This is a genomic window from Aeromonas rivipollensis (genome assembly GCF_010974825.1).
Classification (GTDB): domain Bacteria; phylum Pseudomonadota; class Gammaproteobacteria; order Enterobacterales; family Aeromonadaceae; genus Aeromonas; species Aeromonas rivipollensis.
Genome location: NZ_JAAILA010000026.1, coordinates 169,531 through 189,125, shown reverse-complemented (window position 1 = coordinate 189,125; position 19,595 = coordinate 169,531). Strand labels below are relative to the sequence as shown.

At 61.6% G+C, this 19,595-nt stretch carries 21 protein-coding genes; 6 read left to right on the top strand and 15 right to left on the bottom strand.

From position 1 onward, the window contains the following. Position 1: 1 nt before the first annotated feature. The 8 genes from era to rpoE all read right to left on the bottom strand — a co-directional run bounded on the left by era (position 2) and on the right by rpoE (position 7,275). Positions 2–907 (bottom strand): GTPase Era, encoded by a 906-nt coding sequence (gene era / locus G4923_RS15920; protein WP_163137650.1) that lies wholly within the window; start codon positions 905–907, stop codon positions 2–4. Between the two features lie 58 nt (positions 908–965). Next, positions 966–1,637 (bottom strand): ribonuclease III, encoded by a 672-nt coding sequence (rnc, locus tag G4923_RS15915; RefSeq protein WP_042648730.1) that lies wholly within the window; start codon positions 1,635–1,637, stop codon positions 966–968. Continuing rightward, on the bottom strand, positions 1,638–2,561 hold the full coding sequence (lepB, locus tag G4923_RS15910; protein ID WP_106885824.1) for a signal peptidase I: 924 nt from the start codon (positions 2,559–2,561) through the stop codon (positions 1,638–1,640). Between the two features lie 3 nt (positions 2,562–2,564). Next, positions 2,565–4,358 (bottom strand): translation elongation factor 4, encoded by a 1,794-nt coding sequence (lepA, locus tag G4923_RS15905; protein ID WP_042648728.1) that lies wholly within the window; start codon positions 4,356–4,358, stop codon positions 2,565–2,567. 170 nt (positions 4,359–4,528) lie between these two features. Then, complete coding sequence (locus G4923_RS15900; protein WP_163137686.1) at positions 4,529–4,990, bottom strand: SoxR reducing system RseC family protein; 462 nt, start codon at positions 4,988–4,990, stop codon at positions 4,529–4,531. Positions 4,991–5,080: 90 nt separating this feature from the next. Continuing rightward, positions 5,081–6,061 carry a MucB/RseB C-terminal domain-containing protein gene (locus tag G4923_RS15895; protein ID WP_106885822.1) on the bottom strand — a complete coding sequence of 327 codons (981 nt, stop codon included), beginning with the start codon at positions 6,059–6,061 and terminating at the stop codon, positions 5,081–5,083. A gap of 21 nt (positions 6,062–6,082) precedes the next feature. Next, positions 6,083–6,670 (bottom strand): sigma-E factor negative regulatory protein, encoded by a 588-nt coding sequence (locus tag G4923_RS15890; RefSeq protein ID WP_163137649.1) that lies wholly within the window; start codon positions 6,668–6,670, stop codon positions 6,083–6,085. Positions 6,671–6,693: 23 nt separating this feature from the next. Beyond that, positions 6,694–7,275 carry an RNA polymerase sigma factor RpoE gene (rpoE, locus tag G4923_RS15885; protein ID WP_106885820.1) on the bottom strand — a complete coding sequence of 194 codons (582 nt, stop codon included), beginning with the start codon at positions 7,273–7,275 and terminating at the stop codon, positions 6,694–6,696. A gap of 181 nt (positions 7,276–7,456) precedes the next feature. Here rpoE and nadB point away from each other — a divergent pair, with 181 nt between their 5' ends. Beyond that, positions 7,457–9,064 (top strand): L-aspartate oxidase, encoded by a 1,608-nt coding sequence (gene nadB / locus G4923_RS15880; RefSeq protein ID WP_163137648.1) that lies wholly within the window; start codon positions 7,457–7,459, stop codon positions 9,062–9,064. A gap of 151 nt (positions 9,065–9,215) precedes the next feature. Here the strand turns inward: nadB and G4923_RS15875 are convergent, their stop codons facing one another. Both G4923_RS15875 and G4923_RS15870 read right to left on the bottom strand, forming a co-directional pair. Beyond that, on the bottom strand, positions 9,216–9,614 hold the full coding sequence (locus G4923_RS15875; protein ID WP_205597144.1) for a protein YgfX: 399 nt from the start codon (positions 9,612–9,614) through the stop codon (positions 9,216–9,218). 18 nt (positions 9,615–9,632) lie between these two features. After that, complete coding sequence (locus G4923_RS15870; RefSeq protein ID WP_163137646.1) at positions 9,633–9,902, bottom strand: FAD assembly factor SdhE; 270 nt, start codon at positions 9,900–9,902, stop codon at positions 9,633–9,635. Between the two features lie 119 nt (positions 9,903–10,021). Between G4923_RS15870 and ygfZ the strand changes: the two genes are divergently transcribed. After that, positions 10,022–10,927 (top strand): tRNA-modifying protein YgfZ, encoded by a 906-nt coding sequence (gene ygfZ, locus G4923_RS15865; RefSeq protein WP_205597148.1) that lies wholly within the window; start codon positions 10,022–10,024, stop codon positions 10,925–10,927. Between the two features lie 6 nt (positions 10,928–10,933). On the opposite strand, the gene G4923_RS15860 is transcribed toward ygfZ, so the two are convergent. Continuing rightward, entirely contained in the window at positions 10,934–11,815 is an 882-nt protein-coding gene (locus G4923_RS15860; protein WP_163137644.1) for a LysR family transcriptional regulator, read from the bottom strand. Positions 11,816–11,946: 131 nt separating this feature from the next. Here G4923_RS15860 and G4923_RS15855 point away from each other — a divergent pair, with 131 nt between their 5' ends. After that, positions 11,947–12,384, top strand: a complete 438-nt coding sequence (locus G4923_RS15855) for a PACE efflux transporter (RefSeq protein ID WP_106885816.1) — start codon at positions 11,947–11,949, stop codon at positions 12,382–12,384. Positions 12,385–12,461: 77 nt separating this feature from the next. On the opposite strand, the gene G4923_RS15850 is transcribed toward G4923_RS15855, so the two are convergent. Next, on the bottom strand, positions 12,462–12,803 hold the full coding sequence (locus G4923_RS15850) for a hypothetical protein (protein ID WP_025328270.1): 342 nt from the start codon (positions 12,801–12,803) through the stop codon (positions 12,462–12,464). 194 nt (positions 12,804–12,997) lie between these two features. Between G4923_RS15850 and cutA the strand changes: the two genes are divergently transcribed. The 3 genes from cutA (at position 12,998) to G4923_RS15835 (ending at position 15,670) form a co-directional block, all read left to right on the top strand. Further along, positions 12,998–13,315 (top strand): divalent-cation tolerance protein CutA, encoded by a 318-nt coding sequence (gene cutA / locus G4923_RS15845; protein WP_111910485.1) that lies wholly within the window; start codon positions 12,998–13,000, stop codon positions 13,313–13,315. Beyond that, positions 13,312–15,087, top strand: a complete 1,776-nt coding sequence (locus tag G4923_RS15840) for a protein-disulfide reductase DsbD (RefSeq protein ID WP_111910486.1) — start codon at positions 13,312–13,314, stop codon at positions 15,085–15,087. Before cutA ends, G4923_RS15840 begins: the two co-directional genes overlap by 4 nt. 130 nt (positions 15,088–15,217) lie before the next feature. Further along, positions 15,218–15,670, top strand: a complete 453-nt coding sequence (locus tag G4923_RS15835) for a hypothetical protein (RefSeq protein WP_111910487.1) — start codon at positions 15,218–15,220, stop codon at positions 15,668–15,670. Here G4923_RS15835 and G4923_RS15830 read toward each other — a convergent pair. The 3 genes from G4923_RS15830 to G4923_RS15820 all read right to left on the bottom strand — a co-directional run bounded on the left by G4923_RS15830 (position 15,667) and on the right by G4923_RS15820 (position 19,542). Beyond that, positions 15,667–16,971 (bottom strand): NAD(P)/FAD-dependent oxidoreductase, encoded by a 1,305-nt coding sequence (locus tag G4923_RS15830; RefSeq protein ID WP_111910488.1) that lies wholly within the window; start codon positions 16,969–16,971, stop codon positions 15,667–15,669. The two genes, G4923_RS15835 and G4923_RS15830, sit on opposite strands and share 4 nt — an antisense overlap. A gap of 211 nt (positions 16,972–17,182) precedes the next feature. After that, the gene (fbaA, locus tag G4923_RS15825; RefSeq protein WP_005332814.1) at positions 17,183–18,262 is read right to left on the bottom strand and encodes a class II fructose-bisphosphate aldolase; all 1,080 of its coding nucleotides are present in this window, start codon (positions 18,260–18,262) and stop codon (positions 17,183–17,185) included. Between the two features lie 116 nt (positions 18,263–18,378). Then, entirely contained in the window at positions 18,379–19,542 is a 1,164-nt protein-coding gene (locus tag G4923_RS15820; protein WP_111910489.1) for a phosphoglycerate kinase, read from the bottom strand. Positions 19,543–19,595: the final 53 nt, after the last annotated feature.

Sequence of the window (19,595 nt, the reverse complement as noted above, 5' to 3'; positions counted from 1 at the left end):
CTTAATCGTCACCGTAGCCAAGACTGCGCAGGGCGCGCTCGTCATCGGCCCAGCCGGACTTGACCTTGACCCAGAGCTCCAGGTGCACCTTGTTCTGGAACAGGCGCTCCATGTCGAGGCGAGCTTCGGTACCTATGGTCTTGATCTTCTCGCCCTTGTTGCCGATGACCATCTTCTTCTGGCCATCGCGCTCCACCAGGATCAGGCCGTGGATGTGGTAGAGACCATTCTCTTCCACCTTGAAGCGCTCGATCTCCACCGTCACCGAGTAGGGCAATTCCTCGCCGGTGAAACGCATCAGCTTCTCGCGGATGATCTCTGAGGCCATGAAGCGGGACGAGCGGTCGGTCACGTAATCTTCCGGGAAGAAGAAGTTGTTCTCCGGCAGCAGATCCTTGGCCCACTCGCGGATCTTCTCCACGTTGGTGCCCTTCTCGGCACTGATAGGCAGTATGTGGGCAAAGTTCATCTGCTGGCCCAGCCACTCCAGGTGGGGCAGCAGATCTTCTTTCTCTTTGACGTTGTCTACCTTGTTGACCGCCAGCACCACGGGGCAAGGCAGATGGCGCAACTTGCCGAGCACCATCTCGTCGTCCTTGGTCCAGTGGGTACCGTCGACCATGAAGACCACCATGGCCACATCACCCAGGGAACTGGTGGCGGCACGGTTCATCAGGCGGTTGATGGCCCGCTTCTCTTCGATGTGCAGACCCGGGGTATCCACATAGATGGTCTGGTAGTTCTCCTCGGTGTCTATCCCCAGAATCCGGTGACGGGTGGTCTGGGGTTTCTTCGAGGTGATGCTGACCTTCTGGCCAAGCAGCTTGTTGAGCAGGGTGGACTTGCCCACATTGGGGCGGCCCACTATGGCGACAAAGCCGCAATAGGTAGTATCTGTATCCGTCATGACAGTTTTTCCAGTGCCTGTTGTGTTGAAAGACCGCGGCCTCTTGCATCAATAGCAGTCATGACAGTCTTTCCAGTGCTTGCTGCGCCGCAGCCTGTTCGGCCTTGCGGCGGCTGGTGCCGACCCCGACCAGCGGACCATCCAGGCCATCCACGTCACACTGGACGGTGAACTCCTGGTTGTGGGCTTCGCCCTTGACGTTGGTCACTGTGTAGGTCGGCAGGGATTTGCGGCTTCCCTGCAAAATTTCCTGCAGCCGGGTCTTGGGATCCTTCTGCTCTATGCCTGGTTTTATCTCGTCCAGGCGGCTGGCGTACCAGCCGAGCAACAGAGTCCGCACCCGCTCCAGATCGGTATCCAGATAGACGGCGCCGATCACCGCCTCGACAGTGTCGGCCAGGATAGACTCGCGACGGAACCCGCCGCTTTTCAGCTCGCCGGGCCCCAGGATCAGGTGATCACCGAGGTCGAACTCCCGACCGAGTTCGGCCAGGGTCTTCTCCCGCACCAGGGTGGCGCGCATCCGGCTGAGATCCCCTTCCGCCGCTTGCGGGAAGCGGTGGAAGAGGTCGTCGGCAATCACCAGACTCAGGATGGAGTCCCCCAGAAATTCCAGTCGCTCGTTGTGACGGGAACCGGCGCTGCGGTGGGTCAGCGCCCGGGTCAGCAGCTCTTGATCCTGAAAGACATGCCCGAGACGGGACTGCAGTCTGTTCATCTTGATATTCATTTACTTGATTCCGCCAATGCGGTTGAAGCGCACACCGGTCGGCACCCAGCTTGGCAAGCTGGATCCTTCCTCGCGCTCAAATTCGAAACTGATCCAGATGGCAACCGCCTTGCCCACCAGGTTCTGCTCGGGCACGAAGCCCCAGAAACGACTGTCGGTACTGTTGTCGCGGTTGTCACCCATCACGAAATAGTGGCCTTCCGGCACTACCCACTCATCCGGGTAGGTACCGGGCTGGCGATAGTAACGATCCACCAGGTCCGGCATCAGGGGGTTACGCAGGGTCTCGTGAGAAACTGTGCCCAGCTGCTCGGTGTAGCGATCCAGCGGGATCCCCATCTGGCTGAACTCCCCCCGTTGCTCGAACTTGACGTCGAGCTTCTTGAAGCCCGGGCACGTTTTCCCTTCCTGCTCCTCGCACTTGGGCCGAATCATCAGCTCCTTGTTGCGATAGATCACCCGATCGCCGGGCATGCCGACCACCCGCTTGATGTAGTCCACCCGGGTATCCAGCGGATACTTGAACACCACCACATCGCCACGCTCGGGAGAACCCGTCTCGAGGAACTTGGTGTTGGTCACGGGATCACGCAGGCCGTAGGCGAACTTCTCCACCAGGATGAAGTCGCCCACCAGCAGGGTGGGCATCATGGAACCAGAGGGGATCTGGAACGGCTCGAAGATGAAGGAACGCAGGATCAGCACCAGCGCTATGACCGGGAAGACACCACCGGTCTGCTCGATCCAGACCGGCATGGGAGCCACCTTGGCCAGCGTCTTCTCATCGATGTTCGGGCCGGCGTTGGCACGGGCAGCCGCAATCTTGGCCGCCCGTTGCTTGGACCAGACCAGCTTGTCGACTGTCCAGATGATGCCGGTCAGCAGAGTGACTATGGCCAGGATCAGGGAAAAGGTGCTTGCCATCTATTAATCCTTTCCGACGTGGAGAATGGCGAGGAAGGCCTCTTGCGGCACGTCGACACGGCCCAGGGACTTCATCCGCTTCTTGCCTTCTTTCTGCTTGTTCAGCAGCTTTTTCTTACGGCTCACGTCACCGCCGTAGCACTTGGCGGTCACGTCCTTGCGCAGGGCCTTGACCGTGCTGCGGGCGATGATCTGGTTGCCGATGGACGCCTGAATGGCGATGTCGAACATCTGGCGCGGGATCAGCTCACGCATCTTCTCCACCACCTGGCGACCGCGATACTGGGCGTTCTCCTTGTGGGTGATGATGGCCAGGGCATCGACACGCTCACCGTTGATCATGATGTCGAGGCGCACCATCTCGGAGGTTTCGAAGCGCTTGAAGCCGTAATCCAGGGAGGCATAGCCGCGACTGGTGGATTTCAGGCGGTCGAAGAAATCGAGCACCACTTCCGCCATCGGGATCTCGTAGGTCAGCGCCACCTGCTTGCCGTGATAGACCATGTTGGTCTGCACGCCACGCTTCTCGATACAGAGGGTGATCACGTTGCCCATGTACTCCTGCGGCAACAAGATGTTGCACTCGGCGATGGGCTCGCGCATCTCCTTGATATTGTTGACCGGAGGCATAGCCGCCGGGCTATCGATGTGGATGGTCTCGCCGTTGTTCAGCTCGATTTCATACACTACGGTCGGTGCCGTGGTGATGAGATCCAGATCGTATTCCCGCTCCAGACGCTCCTGGATGATCTCCATGTGCAGCATGCCGAGGAAGCCACAACGGAAGCCGAAGCCCAGTGCGGTGGAGCTTTCCGGCTCGAAGAACAGGGAGGCATCGTTCAGGGAGAGCTTGTCCAGCGCATCGCGGAACGACTCGTAGTCATCGCTGGAGATGGGGAACAGACCCGCATAGACCTGCGGCTTCACCTTCTTGAAGCCGGCCAGCGCCTTGTCGGCACCGTTCTTGGCCTGCGTCAGGGTATCGCCCACAGGGGCGCCGTGGATGTCCTTGATGCCGCAGACGACCCAACCTACCTCGCCACAACCCAGGCCCATGGTGTCCACTTGCTTGGGGGTGAAGATACCGATGCGATCCACGCCCCACACCTGACCGGTGCTCATCACCTTGATCTTGTCGTTCTTCTTGAGCGAACCGTTCTTGATACGCACCAGGGAGACGACGCCCAGGTAGGAGTCGAACCAGGAGTCGATGATCAGCGCCTGCAGCGGGGCATCCGGATCACCTTCCGGTGACGGGATACGGGCCACTATCTCTTCCAGCACCAGATCGACACCCAGGCCGGTCTTGGCGGAGCAACGCACCGCATCGATGGCGTCTATGCCGACTATGTCCTCGATCTCTTCCGCAACCCGCTCGGGTTCTGCGGCAGGCAGATCGATCTTGTTCAGGATGGGCACCACTTCCAGCTCCATCTCCATGGCGGTGTAGCAGTTGGCCAGAGTCTGTGCCTCAACCCCCTGACCGGCATCCACCACCAGCAGAGCCCCTTCACAGGCCGCCAGGGAGCGAGAAACCTCGTAGGAGAAATCCACGTGGCCCGGGGTGTCGATAAAGTTCAGCTGATAGGTGTTACCGTCTTGTGCCTGGTAGTTCAGGGTCACACTCTGTGCTTTGATGGTAATGCCGCGCTCGCGCTCCAGATCCATGGAGTCAAGCACCTGAGCCTGCATCTCGCGGTCGGACAGGCCGCCACAAGTCTGGATCAGACGGTCCGACAGGGTCGATTTACCGTGGTCGATGTGCGCAATAATCGAAAAGTTACGAATGTGTTTCATCGAGCAAGAATCACTCAAAATTAAGTTAGGGTCGGATATGAGGGCAGGATTTTACTGGATAACCAGGTCGACGGCCAATCTTTAGTCGGCGGGCACCAGAAATAGCGCCTTGTCTGGCGGGCCCTCGGCACCAAAACGGCGGCGACGGGGCCAGAAAAGGGTAGCGCCGCTCAGGAGAGGTGGCGGGTATTGAGTACCACACCGAGCATGCGGGGACCATATTCCCCTTGCTCGAGCCGGGCAGAAAAGTAACGAACCAGTAAAAATCCGACTGTACCCCCCAGCAGGCAGCTGAGGATGGTGACGCCCTCCCCCGCCGACAGCAGCGGCGCCAGCCAGAGCTGACCGAGCAGGGCACCGAGCAGCAGGCAGAACAACGGCAGCACATAGACCAGGGCGGCCCCCCGCAGTATGCTCGCCTGGGGAATACCGAGCCTGATTTGCTGACCAACCAGGACCTCGGCGGTCAGTGCCACCCGCAGTCGCTGCGACTTCAGGGGAAAGGCCTTGGCGACTGTGCCGGTACCGCAGTTGGACTGCTGATGGCAGCCGCTGCAGGCGGAGCGCCGTTCGCACTCCACCCAGGCATAAGCCCCCTCGACGGCCACCACTGTTGCCAGCTCTTCGCTCATGTTACTCACAGGATGACTCCAGACGAACGGCTATGTATTTACCCGATCTCAGCACGGTCGTCCCGGTTCGGCAAGTGGCAGCATGCCGCCTCACTGTACCGCCTCGTTGCGGGCCAGCGGCTGCACCGACTCGGCGATACGCTTGGCCGTCTCGGTGGGGACTTCCCCGACCACGGTGATCTCCACCCCGACCTCGTTGACGAAACTCACCAGCGAGGTGGCTCCCTGGCGGATCAACTGCTGGCGCACCGCCTGCTTGGGATCGACCCGGGAGACATAGACGGAGAGATCCACCACGCCGTCCGACAACATCATGTAGTCCACCGGCAGACTGGTGCTGACCAGCTGGTGCCTGTCCTGAGAGAGCACCTTGAATCCACCCGGCAGCCAGGTCAGGTGCCAGCTCAGGGTCTGCTGGGGGGCGGGATAGGCGTCTTCCAATGCCAGCGCATCGGGCAGCTTGCTGCGGGCCAGGGTGACAAGCCAGGGCGCGGGCGCCGGCTGCCTGTCAAGATCCACACCCAGCACCTGTTCGACCAGGTTGCCCTCCTTGTCCACCATGTCCACCCGCAGCAGCAGATGACTCTGCTCGTCGACCCAGAGCACAAAGCCGTACTTGTCCGCCTCCTTGGGCACCAGTCTCACGACCTGAGCCACCAGGCCGGCCACCCGGCTGCGACCGGCCAGCACGGGATCATAGCTCTCCAGCACCCGGGGCAGCGGCATCTTCACCAGGCTCGACCAGACGCCCGGGAAACGCGCCCCCTTGAGGGTGTAAGGTTCGTGGGTGTTTTCGAAGAAGGTGTATTCGTTCTGGCGTTGCAGGTACTCCACCGCCTTGCCGTCGAGATAACTCAGATGAGCGACCTCCTTGCCATCGATCACTCCGTGGCTGAAGCGAATGGGCTCGAGGCGTCCCTGACGGGCCTTGACCATGGACAACTCAAAATTTTGTTGCGAAACGGCACTCTGCATCTGCTGCAACAAGGCCTCGGCCGACAGATCGTCGGCCGAGGCCTTGGCACAAATCAGCAGGAGAGAGGCCAGCAGAATGAGGCTGGACTGGCGCACGGTCTGATCCCTAAAGATGCGTTATTCCTGAATCTGCTTGTCTTGCAGCAGACGCTGTTGCAATTGATGGTCTCGCAGGAAGGCGTTGATACGCTCGCGCTGCTCCTGCATCTGTTGCTCGTTCAAGCCTTGCTGGCGAGGAGTGGCACGGTTGCCCTCCTGGGGATAGTGCACGCTCACTGGCGTCGCACTGCCACCGACCGGTATGGTGTTGAGCACAGGGTTGGCCGGCATGCCGTCGTTGCCCTGATACTGCTGCACCCCGAAGATGACGGCGGCAGCCACGGAGGCGGCAATGGCATACTGACCCATTTGCTGGCCAAAGCGACGGATCAGAGGCACCACCTTGCCAGAAGGCTTCACCTGAGGCGCAACAGGTTGCACCGGCTTGGGCGCCAGTATGACGGGTTCGTCTTCCAGTGCCAGCATGATACTGTCACTGAGATCCAGTTGCAGATTGACCGGCAGGTCTCCCCGCATGGCATCACCGATCAGATGGTAACGAGCCCAGGTATCTTGCAGAGCGGGATCCGTTCCCAGCTCGTTCAGAACCTCCATGTCGCTGAGGTCACCATCCATCAGGGCTGAAAGTTGCTCTTTATTTGCCATAAGTTTGCCTGTCTTTCCCCAGTTTAATTCTCGATCAGAGGTTGCAGCTTTTTGTCGATTGCTTCCCTCGCCCGAAAGATACGGGATCTCACCGTACCCACAGGGCAATCCATGATCTCCGCAATCTCTTCGTAGCTCAGCCCTTCCATTTCACGAAGGGTGATCGCTGTTCTCAAGTCTTCTGGCAAGGCTTCTATGGCGGCAAACACAGTGCGCTTGATCTCGTCGGTCAGCGCCAGGTTTTCGGGGGTGGCCACTTCTTGCAGGGCTTCACCACCACCATAATATTCAGCCTCGTCCGCTTCGACATCACTACTGGGCGGTCTGCGCCCCTGTGAGGTCAGGTAATTTTTGGCCGTGTTCACGGCGATCCGATACAACCAGGTGTAAAACGCGCTCTCGCCACGGAATGTCGGCAACGCACGGTAAGCCTTGATAAAGGCCTCCTGCGCCACATCCGGTACATCGCCCGGATTGTTGACATACCTGGCCACCAGGTTGACCACCTTATGCTGGTATTTTTTTACCAACAGGTTGAATGCATTTTTATCGCCACGCTGGACCCGTTCAACCAGCTGTTCGTCCAGTAGATTCTGGTCGCTCATCAGAGCCGTAAAACCCCCATCAGGTTATCGTTCTTCTTTTCCGGCCCCTTCTAAGCGCACAAGTTCAGACAGGGAGAATCAGAGAAAGTTCGCTTGCATTGAAAAAAATGTGATGCGGGCTGCATCACAACCCCCCTTGGGCTACCATGGGGCCAGTTCTTAATCCAGGCCAATGATACTTATGAAAGCAAGTGTTGAATACCTTTGCGACGTACTGATCATTGGCAGCGGTGCCGCCGGTCTGTCCCTCGCGTTGCGATTGGCAGACCAGGCCAAAGTCCTGGTTCTGAGCAAGGGGCCCATCAGTGAGGGGGCCACTCTCTATGCGCAAGGAGGCATCGCTGCCGTGTTCGACGAGACCGACAGCATCGAATCCCATGTGAGCGACACGCTCAACGCCGGCGCCGGGTTGTGTGACCCGGCGGTGGTGGAGTTCACCGCTCGCAACGCCCGCGACTCCATCCAGTGGCTGATCCAGCAGGGCGTTCCCTTCGATCAGGAAGAGGATGCCGAGGGGGAATCCCACTATCACCTGACCCGGGAAGGGGGTCACAGCCATCGCCGCATCTTCCACGCGGCGGACGCCACCGGCAAGGCGGTGCAGCTCACCCTGATCGATCAGGTCCGCTCCCACCCCAATATCCAGCTGATGGAGCGCTTCAACGCGGTCGACCTCATCACCACCCGCAAGCTGGACCTGCCGGGCAACAGGGTGCTCGGCGCCTACGTCTGGAACCGCAACGTCGAGCAGGTCGAGGTGATCCGCGCCCGCTTCGTGGCGCTGGCCACCGGCGGCGCCTCCAAGGTGTATCAATACACCTCCAACCCGGATGTGAGCTCGGGGGACGGCATCGCCATGGCCTGGCGCGCCGGCTGCAGGGTGGCAAACCTGGAGTTCAACCAGTTCCACCCCACCAGCCTGTTCCACCCCGATGACCCCAACTTCCTGCTGACCGAAGCCCTGCGTGGCGAGGGGGCCTATCTGCGCCGTCCCGACGGCAGCCGCTTCATGCCAGACTTCGACGAGCGGGCCGAACTGGCGCCGCGGGATATAGTCGCCCGCGCCATCGACCACGAGATGAAACGACTCGGGGCGGATTGCATGTATCTGGACATCAGCCACAAACCGGCGGATTTCATCATCAAGCACTTCCCGACCATTTATGAGCGCTGCCTTGCGGTCGGCATCGACATCACCAAGGAGGCCATGCCCATAGTGCCGGCGGCGCACTACACCTGTGGCGGCGTGATGATCGACAACAACGGCCAGACCGATATCCCCGGCCTCTACGCCATCGGCGAGGTGACCTACACCGGTCTGCACGGCGCCAACCGCATGGCGTCCAACTCCCTGCTCGAATGCGTGGTCTACGCCCATCAGGCGGGGGCCGACATCCTGGCCAAGCTGCCCATGAGCGTGGAGCCGCCGAGCCTGCCCGCCTGGGACGAGAGCCAGGTGGATGACTCTGACGAGCAGGTGGTGATCCAGCACAACTGGCACGAGCTGCGGCTGATGATGTGGGATTACGTGGGGATAGTGCGCACCAACAAACGCCTGGCCCGCGCCAAGCGCCGCATCGACCTGCTCAAGCAGGAGGTGCAGGAGTACTATGCGAACTTCCGCGTCTCCAACAACCTGCTGGAGCTGCGCAACCTGTTGCAGGTGGCCGAGCTTATCGTCAACTGTGCCCTGGAGCGCAAGGAGTCCCGCGGACTGCACTACAACCTCGACTACCCGGACACGCAGCCAAACCCCAAGCCGACAGTGCTGACGCCGGATCGGGAGTGATCCGGCACAAGCCAGAGGCGTGCTGCGGACTGCACTGCCTGCCCCCGGACTACCCGGACATGCAGCCGAACCCCAAGCCGACAGTGCTGACACCGGATCGGGAGTAAACGACGCCCACCGCCGTCCATCAGATGACCCCGCCCCGGCGGGGTCATCTGTTATGGGGTGAAGCCGGGGGATTGGACGGGGCCAGGTGAATGGCGCGGGCCAGGGCGCGGTAGTGCTCGGGTGCCAGGGCGTCGGAGAAGAGCCAGAGGTGGCGCTCGGCCCCCTCTTCTGTCGCCAGCCTCAGCCAGAGCACCCCGGGCAGGATGCGGCTGCGGTCATCCAGTCGATGACGTCGCCCTTGCCACTCCAGCCACTCTCCGTCCCAGAGCAGCGGGTCACGCCCCTGGGTGACGGGGCGCCAGGCCAGCCAGAGCCCCAGCAACCAGCAAGGGAGAAACAGCCCCCATTGCCAGCCATGGATCAAGGCGGCAACCGGCCAGAGCAACAGCAGAAACAGGGCAAGCAGCAGCAGGCGCTGCCGCCGGGAGGGGATGACGGGCATCAGGACCCGCATCGGGGATCAGCTCAGACGATCGTGACGGGCCTGATTGCGCTCCAGGATCAGGGGGATCATGGCGGCGAAATCGGGGTCGCTCGGCACACCGTGGCCCATGCTCCAGCGGAACAGCTCGGGATCCTCGCACGCCAGCAGACGGATGAAGGTCTGCTGCTGAGCTTCGCTCAGGGAGTCAAACTCGTGCTCGAAAAAGGGCATAAAGATCACATCCAGCTCGAGCATGCCGCGGCGGCAGGCCCACTTCAGGCGGGACTTTTCAATTGGGCTCAACATGGAACTCTCCTTACAAAGACCCGAGGATGGTAGCAGCTGGATTTTCCGGCTGACAAACATTCCTTACGTCTTTACCATGCAGGTCACATACTTTCTGTCTCTGGAATACCATCGTGAGCCTGCCGACCCCTGTTCTTCCTGCCGAGCCAACCCTGTTTCCCCTGACCGATCTGGCCATCACCCGCCTCACCGGCAATGATCGCGTGAAATATCTGCAAGGCCAGGTCACCTGTGACGTCAACGCCCTGCAACCTGGCCAGAGCACCCTCGGCGGCCATTGCGATCCCAAGGGCAAGCTGTGGAGCGATTTTCGCCTGCTCTGCCTCGATGAGAGCCTGCTGCTGCTGACCAAGCCGTCGGTGCTGGCGCGCCAGTTGCCCGAACTCAAGAAGTTTGCGGTGTTCGCCAAGGTGGAGATCGGCGAGTTCCAGGGCCAGGCGGTCGGCCTGGCCGGTCAGGGCACGGATGCCTGGATCGCGGCACGATACGGCCTTCAGGAAACCGGCCTTGTCGAGGGCGGCATGGCGGTCAGGGTGGAAGCCGAACGCTGGCTGCTGGCAAGCGAATCACCGCTGGTGCTGAGCCTGCCGGTCGGCGACGAAGCGCTCTGGTGGGGTCTGGACATCAAGGCGGGCATCCCGCACCTGGAGGCGGTCCATCAGGGTGAGTACATTCCCCAGATGCTGAACCTGCAGGCCCTGGAGGGGATCAGCTTCACCAAGGGCTGCTACATGGGGCAGGAGATAGTGGCCCGCGCCAAGTACCGCGGCGCCAACAACCGCGCCCTCTTCGTGCTGGCCGGGCAGGCCACTGGCCCCGTTGCCAGCGGCGATACCCTGGAGATCCAGCTCGGTGACAACTGGCGGCGCAGCGGCATGGTGCTGAACGCCTGGCAGCAGGATGGCCAGCTGTGGCTCACCGCCGTGCTGCCAAAAGACACCGAGGCCGACGCCAGCTTCCGCCTCAAGCAGGAGGAAGGCTCCCGCCTCGCCCTGCAGCCCCTGCCCTACTCCCTGACCGAGTAAGGTCGGCTAACGAGGCACCCGCGCCAGCAGGGCCTCCTTCAGCCAGCGTCCCGCCTGCCCGAGCGGGCGGGCGCGATACCACTGCAACTCCAGCTCCAGCTCGGCCTGGGGAATGAAATCCGGCTTGAGCACCACCAGCTCCCCCCGCGCCAGCGGCCGGTGCAGCAGAAACTCGGGCACCGCAGACCACCCCAGCCCCAGCTTGACTAGCTCCAGGATCCCGAGATCCCCCTCGACCCACCACACCTGTGACGAGAGGCGAAAGCGATGGCGCTCCGTCCCCTCCCGCCGTCCCGTCACCATCAGCTGGCGGGCCCCTTGCAGGTCGCTCTCGTGCAGTGGCGTCTTGTGGGCCAGGGGGTGATCCGGGGAGACCACCAGGGGCATGGCGACGCTCCCCAGGGAGCGGGAGACCAGCTCCCGCTCCGGGTGCGCCTTCTGGTAGCTGATGCCGAGCTGGGCCCGCCCGCTCTTGAGCAACTCGGTCACATCCTCCATCAGCGGGAACAGCAGCTCCAGCTCCACAGTCGGATAGCGGCCGGCGAACTCCTCCAGCAGGGCACCGAGCCAGGGCAGATGGGAGTCATCGTCGATGGCCAGGGTGAGGCGCGACTCTATGCCGCTAGCCAGCTCCCCGGCGATGGCTTGCAGCCGCTCGCTCTGGGCCAGCAGCACACCCGCCTCCTGACTGATGCGGGCCCCCACCTCGGTCAGCACCGGGTAGCGGCCGCTGCGATCAAACAGCTCGAGGCCGAGATCTATCTCCAGGTTGGCGATGGCGGTGCTCACCACCGACTGCGCCTTGCCCAGGCGGCGCGCCGCCGCCGAGAAGGATCCCGTCTCGGCCGCCGCCAGCAACGCCTTGAATTGTTCCAGTGAAGGGGTCATCTGCCTGCTCCTGCCCTGTTATTGCACCCAGATCCATCTATTTTAGCGATAGATACCAACATGAACCTATCGAAAAATAGCGATAAATTGGCCGCCATACACACCCGAAAAGAGAAATAGAGAGACAGACCATGCGTAATACCCGTGATCGCCTGCGCCACGCCATCGGCTTCGAATTGATTGGCCTGCTGATCGCCGCCCCCCTGGCAAGCTGGGTCACCGGCGTCGGTCTCAACCACATGGGCCCCCTGGCCCTGTTCTTCTCGGTGGTCGCCACCGTCTGGAACTATGTCTACAACATAGGGGTGGACAGGCTGCTGCTGCGCCTGCAGGGCCACACCCACAAGACCCTGTGGCAACGGGTACTGCATACTTTCGGTTTCGAGGGGGGCTTGCTGATCGTCGCACTGCCGGTGATGTCCTGGTGGCTCGATATCGGCCTGCTGGAGGCGCTGGTGCTGGATCTGGGCTTTGTGCTGTTCTACCTGGTCTATGCCTTCGTCTACAACTGGAGCTATGACAAGGTGTTCCCCATCCCGGGCCAGGGGGCGCAGCGGGTCACGGGGTGACAAGAGAAGGGATAAAAAGAGGCACCATCATGCGACTGGCATGATGGTGCTGATCTGGATCCTCGAGGGGCAGGTATTCAGGCTTGCGCCTTCACCTCGTCGGCAGGGGCCTCGGTCTGGGCCGCTTCCTGGTTCAGCATGGCCTCGAGGTCGCTCTGATACTGGTTCAGCATGCGCTGGGCCGCGACCATGTCTCCCTTGTGCAGACGCTCGAACAGATGGTGTTGCACCACGCCGTTGAGGTACTCCACCGTGATGGGTTGCTCCAGGGCAGACAGCAACTCTTCTTTTTCCAGCTCCGCATTGATTTCATCGACACTGGTACGCAGCAGACCGGCCAGTTGCACCAACATGCGGCGCTCGCCTTCACGCAACAGGCTCAACATGCGGTTTCTCTGCTGCTCATTCTGTTGGGTCATACATTTCCTTACGTAGAGTGGGAACAAGCCCGCTCATTCTGCCCTGTCCTTTTCACAGCGTCTATCTCGGGCGCATCACTAATTGAGCGTCCCGCCAGCCGGGTGCGGGCCGGGTGCTATTTGCCCCTTTGCCCGGTATAGTAACCGCTGTTCCAGAGGGCCCTTGCGCCCCCGCTGACGAGACTGCCAACCCCATGACCGACGCCATTCTGGTGCTCTGCACCTGCCCCGATGAAGCCAGTGCCGACCACCTCTGCGAGCAACTGCTCAACCAGCGCCTCGCCGCCTGCATCAATCAGTTGCCGGGGCTCACCTCCGTCTATCGCTGGCAGGGGAAGATAGAGCGGGCACGGGAGATCCAGCTCATCATCAAATCCCGCCAGCCACTCTTTGCCGAGCTCGAGCGGTGCATCCTGGCTCACCACCCCTACCAGGTGCCGGAGATCCTGGCGATCCCCGCCAGCCAGGGTCATCAAGCCTACCTCGACTGGTTGACACAGGAGACCTCATGACTCTGCGATCCCTGCTTTCCCCCCTGTTACTCCTGCTGAGCCTGCTCGCGGCCCCCACCCAGGCCAGCAGCCAGGATCTGCTGAGCAGCCTCGGCATCGAGGCCAGTGCCCAGCCCAAGTTTCTGAAAGTGGACGAGGCCTTCGTCCTCGAGAGCGAGCAGCAGGGAAACAAGCTGCTGCTGACCCTGCGCCTCGCCGACGGTTACTACCTCTATCGCCACAGCATCAGCGTCAAGGGGGACAACCTCGCCTTCGAGCCCCCAGTGCTGCCTGCGGGCACCGAGCATGAGGATGACTTCTTCGGCAAGACCCGGGTCTTCTATCAGGAGCTGCAGATCCCCGTCACCTTGACCCAGGTGGGGGACTCCGCCAGCCTCACAATAAGCTATCAGGGGTGCACCGAGGGCCTCTGCTATCCCCCCTCCGACAAGCGGATCCCGGTACAGCCCCTTGCGGCCACCGGCGACGCCGGGCAGGCAGACCCGGCTGATGCCACAGAGGCGCCGGCCGGAAGCCAGCAGGACAGGCTGGCGGCCGCCCTCGGCAGCCAGGGCTTCTGGCTCAGCATCGCCGCCTTCTTTGCGCTGGGGCTGGGGCTCGCCTTCACCCCCTGCGTCTTCCCCATGTACCCCATTTTGACCGGCATCATCGCCGGTGCCGGCCAGCATCTCTCCACCCGCCGCGCCTTCCTGCTCTCCTTCGTCTATGTGCAGGGGATGGCATTCACCTACACCCTGCTCGGGCTGGTGGTCGCCTCGGCGGGCCTGAAGTTCCAGGCGGCGCTGCAGCACCCCTATGTGCTGATCGGCCTCTCGGTGATGTTCGTGCTGCTGGCACTCTCCATGTTCGGGCTCTATACCCTGCAACTGCCGAGCAGCCTGCAAACCCGGCTGTCCGGCCTCTCCAACCGCCAGCAGGGCGGCTCCGTGGTCGGGGTCGCCATCATGGGGATGATCTCCGGCCTGGTCTGCTCCCCCTGCACCACGGCCCCGCTCTCGGGCGCCCTCATCTACGTGGCCCAGAGCGGCGATCTCTGGCTCGGCGGGGCGGCCCTCTATGCCCTGTCGCTGGGCATGGGGCTGCCGCTGCTGCTACTCGGCACCTCGGGGGGCAAGTTGCTGCCCAAGGCGGGCGCCTGGATGGATGTGATCAAGCAACTCTTTGGCTTTGCGCTGCTGGCGGTGCCGATCCTGCTGCTGTCACGGCTCTTGAGCGACCAGGTCGCCACCCTGCTCTGGCTCGGCTGGGCACTGCTGCTGTGTGGCTATCTCTATCATCACAACCAGCATCGCCCCCACTCGGTGGGCAAGAGCCTCGGCGGCTTCGTTCTTCTGCTGGCGATGATGAGCCTGGTGGTGGTGGGCAAGGATCTGCTGCTGCCCGAGCCTGGCGTCAAGGCCAGCACCGGGGCCGAGGCGCCCCAGTTTATCCGCATCAAGACCCTGGATGACCTCAAGACCCGGCTCGAGGCCGCTCGTGGCAAGCCGGTGCTGCTGGACCTCTACGCCGACTGGTGCGTGGCCTGCAAGGAGTTCGAACACAAGACCTTCAGCGATCCCGCCGTGCGGGCGCGCTTCAATGACATGGTGCTGCTGCAGGCGGACGTCACCGCCAACGACGATGCCGACGTGGATCTGCTCAACGGCCTGAACGTGCTGGGGCTGCCGACCCTGATCTTCTTCGATGCCGCAGGCAACGAGGTGAGCGGGCAGCGGGTGACCGGCTTCATGGGGCCCGCCGAGTTCCTCGGCCAGCTGGACAAGCTGCGCTGAATCATGGCGGCCCGCCTTGCCGCGCGGGCCGCCCTCTCCTCTGCGCGCTGATTTTTCTGGCCATCCCTTGTATATGACAGGCGCCATGGCAGAATTTGCCCTTTCCCGTCTCGCATCGTCCGGAGTTTTGATGAAAAAGTGGTTCATCCCCCTGCTGGCCTGCTGGCTCTATGGCTGCAACTCAGGTCCAGGTGAAGAGGCGATCCAGAGCCAGGTCACCGCCAGGCTGCAGGCCGACACTGATCCCGCCCTGTTCGAGATCAGCGACTTCGCCGTGCTCGGCAAGGAGGAGCGGATGGAGGGGGTCTATCTGGTCAAGGTGAGCTACCGGCTCCACTTCAAGCAGGGGCTGGATCAGTTGCAGGTGCTGCACGACGAGGATCTGGTCTATGACAGGGTCGGCCCCTTCCAGCAGGAGATGGCCCTGATGGAGCTGGAGCGCAAATACGGCGAATTCGAGGCAGGCCAGGCACTGGCGCAGGAGAGCCAGGTCTGGATGATGAAGACAGAGCAGGGCTGGCAACTGGCAGAACCGGCGCAGCAGGGAGAGGCGCCCTCCTCCCTGCCGCCAGCCCTCCCCTAGAGCAGATCCTTCATTCTGTGCCACAGCATCCCGAGCGCCAGCAAGGGGGAGCGCAGGGCTGGCCCGCCTGGGAAGGTCATGTGGGGCACGCGGCTGAAGAGATCGAAGCCCCGGCTCTCCCCCCTGATCGCCTCGGCCACCAGCTTGCCCGCCATGTGAGTGGCATTGAGGCCGTGTCCCGAGTAAGCCTGGGCATAGAACACGTTGGGGTACTCTTTGAGGCGCCCTATCTGCGGCAGCCGGTTGGCGCCTATGCCTATCATGCCCCCCCACTGAAACTCGATGGCAGTACCCGCCAGCTCAGGGAAGACCCGCAGCAGCTTGGGCAGCATAAACGCCTTGATGTCCTTGGGATCGCGCCCCGAGTAGTTGCAGGCCCCGCCAAACAGCAGGCGACCATCGGCCGATAGCCGGTAGTAGTCGAGCGCCACGTTCTGATCGCACACCGCCATGTTCTGCGGCAGCAGCCGCTGGCGCAGGCGTTTCTCCAGCACCTGGGTGGCGAGTATGTAGGAGCCCGCCGGCAGCACCTTGCCCCCGAGTTCGGGATTGAGCTCGTTGAGGTAGGCGTTGCAGCCGATCACCAGGTAGCTGGCGCGGCAACGGCCGTGGGCCGTGGTCACCTCGACCCGATCGCCATACTCGATGTGGGTCACCCTGGACTGCTCGAACAGGGCGACGCCCAGGCTGGCCGCCGCGCGCGCCTCACCCAGAGCCAGGTTGAGGGGATGCAGGTGGCCTGAGCCCATGTCGATCATGCCGCCGATATAGCGATCCGACCCCACCACCGACCTTATCTCCCCCTTGGGGACCAGCTTGAGTTCGTGGCTGTAGCCCAGGCTGGCCAAGTGCTCGGCATCCTCCTCAAATCCCTTGAGGTGGCGCGGCTTGGTGGCGAGATCGCAGTAGCCCCAGGTCAGGTCGCAGTCGATGTTGAACCGCGCGACCCGCTCGCGCACCAGCTGCACCGCCTCCAGCCCCAGCAGATCCAGCTCCCGTACCCCCTCTTCACCTATCCAGCGGGCAAACTGGCTGGTGTCGTGACCTATGCCGCGAATGAGCTGGCCGCCGTTGCGGCCCGAGGCTCCCCAACCGATGCGGTTGGCCTCAAGCAAGACCACCTTGTACCCGGCCTCGGCCAGGTTGATGGCGGTATTGAGGCCGGTGAAGCCGCCGCCTATGATGCAGACGTCGGCATCCAGCTCACCGCTGAGCTCGGGCCACTGCTGATGGTCGTTGCGGGTAGCCGCGTAATAGGAGGCCACGTGCTCCTGGTGTCCGTTGTGTCTTCCTGTCTGCATGCTCAGCATCCTGCCTTGGTTGCACTTGTTTACTAAATTAAACGGAGTGTCATCGATAATACCCAGCCCAGGGTCACCAATCCAGCCTGTCAGGATCACAGAAATGCAAAAGGTGTCCCGAAGGACACCTTTTGAGGGGCAAGCCGAGGCGGCCTCAATGAAAGAGGCGCCCCGCAGGGCGCCTCTTCAGCAATCAAGATACGGTAACGAATTACAGTACGTTGATGGCGTTCAGGTCGGAGAAGGCTTTCTCCAGGCGGGCGATCATGGAAGTCTGACCGGCACGCAGCCATACGCGCGGATCGTAGAACTTCTTGTTCGGCTTGTCAGCGCCTTCCGGGTTGCCCAGCTGGCCTTGCAGGTAGGCTTCGTTGGTCTTGTAGAAGTTCAACAGACCTTCCCAGGTAGCCCACTGGGTGTCGGTGTCGATGTTCATCTTCACGACGCCGTAGGAGATGGATTCGCGGATCTCTTCCAGGGTGGAACCTGAACCACCGTGGAACACGAAGTCCAGGGACTTGGCAGGCAGACCAAACTTCTCGGAAACGTATTTCTGGGAAGCGTCCAGGATGGACGGGGTCAGCTTGACGTTACCCGGCTTGTAGACACCGTGCACGTTGCCGAAGGAGGCAGCGATGGTGAAACGCGGGCTGATCTTGGACAGACGCTCGTAGGCGTAAGCCACGTCTTCCGGCTGGGTGTACAGGGCGGATTGATCCATGTGGCTGTTGTCCACACCGTCTTCTTCGCCACCGGTGCAACCCAGTTCCAGCTCCAGAGTCATGTTCATCTTGGCCATGCGGGTCAGGTACTCGCAGCAGATGTCGATGTTCTCTTCCAGAGACTCTTCGGACAGATCCAGCATGTGGGAGGAGAACAGCGGCTTGCCGGTTTCAGCGAAGTGCTTCTCGCCCGCTTCCAGCAGACCGTCGATCCACGGCAGCAGCTTCTTGGCGGCGTGGTCAGTGTGCAGGATCACGGGAACACCGTAAGCTTCGGCAACGGCGTGCACGTGCTTGGCACCGGAGATGGCACCGATGATGGCAGCCTGCTGGCCTTCCAGCTTCAGACCCTTGCCGGCGGTGAACACGGCACCACCGTTGGAGAACTGAACGATGACCGGGGCTTTGACCTTGGCGGCAGCTTCCAGCACGGCGTTGACGGAGTCGGTACCCACGCAGTTCACGGCAGGCAGAGCGAAGCCGTTCTCTTTAGCGATGGCGAACACTTTCTGAACGTCATCACCAGTGATCACGCCGGGTTTTACGAAGTCGAAAATTTTCTTAGACATGTTTAATCGTCCTGTTCTCGTATGCCGTTAATAAAAAATGGGGGGTTCATCATGAACCGGCACAGCGGCCACATGATAAACGAAACGGGAGGCTTTTGCCCCCCGTCCCGGGTCAATTAGGCTTTGGCGCGTTCTTCAAGAATCGCGACAGCCGGCAGTACCTTGCCTTCTACGAACTCCAGGAAGGCGCCGCCGCCGGTGGAGATGTAGGAGACCTTGTCGGCGATGCCGAACTTGTCGATGGCAGCCAGAGTGTCACCACCGCCAGCGATGGAGAAGGCCGGGGAAGCGGCGATGGCTTCGGCGATCACCTTGGTGCCTTCGGCGAACTGGTCGAACTCGAACACACCGACCGGGCCGTTCCACAGTATGGTCTTGGCGTTCATGATGATGTCGGCCAGGGCCTTGGCAGAGTCAGGGCCGATGTCGAAGATCATGTCGCCGTCGGTCACATCGCTAACGGACTTGATGGTGGCCGGAGTCAATTCGGAGAACTCGGTACCTACGACCACGTCTGTAGTCACCGGAATGTTGGTCTCGGCAGCCAGCTTCTTGGCGGTGTCGATCAGGTCGTGCTCGCACAGGGACTTGCCGACGTTGTGACCGGCAGCGGCGATGAAGGTGTTGGCGATGCCACCACCGACCACCAGCTGGTCAGCGATCTTGGAGAGGGATTCCAGCACGGTCAGCTTGGTGGAGACCTTGGAGCCGCCAACGATGGCAACCATGGGGCGCTCGGGCTTCAGCATGGCCTTGCCCAGGGCATCCAGTTCACCGGCCAGCAGGGGACCTGCACAGGCAACCGGGGCGAACTGGGCCACACCGTAGGTGGAGCCTTCGGCGCGGTGAGCAGTACCGAATGCATCCATTACAAAGACGTCACACAGGGCGGCGTATTTTTTGGCCAGCTCTTCGGTGTTCTTCTTCTCGCCTTTGTTGAAACGGCAGTTTTCCAGCACAACCAGCTCACCTGCGGCGACGTCTACGCCATCCAGGTAATCCTTGGCCAGGCGCACCGGGCAGGACAGAGCGTCTTTCAGATAGTTGACTACCGGGGCCAGGGAGAATTCTTCGTTGTATTCACCCTCGGTCGGACGACCCAGGTGGGAAGTGATCATCAGCTTGGCGCCCTTTTCCAGAGCCAGCTTGATGGTCGGCAGGGTAGCCACGATACGTGCGTCGGAGGTGACCTTGCCGTCTTTTACCGGCACGTTCAGGTCAGCACGGATCAGAACGCGTTTACCCGCCAGATCCAGGTCGGTCATCTTGATAACAGACATATTCAGTCCTCTATATATTTTCAGGTAATGTTAAAAAAACAGTAACCTTGCGC

What these genes read in the sequence shown, in the direction of transcription:
- rpoE (WP_106885820.1), bottom strand. Translation starts at nt 7,275, where the DNA reads ATGAGCGACCAGAATCTACTGGACGAACAGCTGGTTGAACGGGTCCAG.
- G4923_RS15875 (WP_205597144.1), bottom strand. Translation starts at nt 9,614, where the DNA reads ATGCCCGTCATCCCCTCCCGGCGGCAGCGCCTGCTGCTGCTTGCCCTG.
- lepB (WP_106885824.1), bottom strand. Translation starts at nt 2,561, where the DNA reads ATGGCAAGCACCTTTTCCCTGATCCTGGCCATAGTCACTCTGCTGACC.
- fbaA (WP_005332814.1), bottom strand. Translation starts at nt 18,262, where the DNA reads ATGTCTAAGAAAATTTTCGACTTCGTAAAACCCGGCGTGATCACTGGT.
- G4923_RS15855 (WP_106885816.1), top strand. Translation starts at nt 11,947, where the DNA reads ATGCGTAATACCCGTGATCGCCTGCGCCACGCCATCGGCTTCGAATTG.
- G4923_RS15900 (WP_163137686.1), bottom strand. Translation starts at nt 4,990, where the DNA reads ATGAGCGAAGAGCTGGCAACAGTGGTGGCCGTCGAGGGGGCTTATGCC.
- G4923_RS15840 (WP_111910486.1), top strand. Translation starts at nt 13,312, where the DNA reads ATGACTCTGCGATCCCTGCTTTCCCCCCTGTTACTCCTGCTGAGCCTG.
- era (WP_163137650.1), bottom strand. Translation starts at nt 907, where the DNA reads ATGACGGATACAGATACTACCTATTGCGGCTTTGTCGCCATAGTGGGC.
- G4923_RS15890 (WP_163137649.1), bottom strand. Translation starts at nt 6,670, where the DNA reads ATGGCAAATAAAGAGCAACTTTCAGCCCTGATGGATGGTGACCTCAGC.
- G4923_RS15835 (WP_111910487.1), top strand. Translation starts at nt 15,218, where the DNA reads ATGAAAAAGTGGTTCATCCCCCTGCTGGCCTGCTGGCTCTATGGCTGC.
- G4923_RS15850 (WP_025328270.1), bottom strand. Translation starts at nt 12,803, where the DNA reads ATGACCCAACAGAATGAGCAGCAGAGAAACCGCATGTTGAGCCTGTTG.
- rnc (WP_042648730.1), bottom strand. Translation starts at nt 1,637, where the DNA reads ATGAATATCAAGATGAACAGACTGCAGTCCCGTCTCGGGCATGTCTTT.
- nadB (WP_163137648.1), top strand. Translation starts at nt 7,457, where the DNA reads ATGAAAGCAAGTGTTGAATACCTTTGCGACGTACTGATCATTGGCAGC.
- cutA (WP_111910485.1), top strand. Translation starts at nt 12,998, where the DNA reads ATGACCGACGCCATTCTGGTGCTCTGCACCTGCCCCGATGAAGCCAGT.
- G4923_RS15860 (WP_163137644.1), bottom strand. Translation starts at nt 11,815, where the DNA reads ATGACCCCTTCACTGGAACAATTCAAGGCGTTGCTGGCGGCGGCCGAG.
- lepA (WP_042648728.1), bottom strand. Translation starts at nt 4,358, where the DNA reads ATGAAACACATTCGTAACTTTTCGATTATTGCGCACATCGACCACGGT.
- G4923_RS15870 (WP_163137646.1), bottom strand. Translation starts at nt 9,902, where the DNA reads ATGTTGAGCCCAATTGAAAAGTCCCGCCTGAAGTGGGCCTGCCGCCGC.
- G4923_RS15830 (WP_111910488.1), bottom strand. Translation starts at nt 16,971, where the DNA reads ATGCAGACAGGAAGACACAACGGACACCAGGAGCACGTGGCCTCCTAT.
- G4923_RS15820 (WP_111910489.1), bottom strand. Translation starts at nt 19,542, where the DNA reads ATGTCTGTTATCAAGATGACCGACCTGGATCTGGCGGGTAAACGCGTT.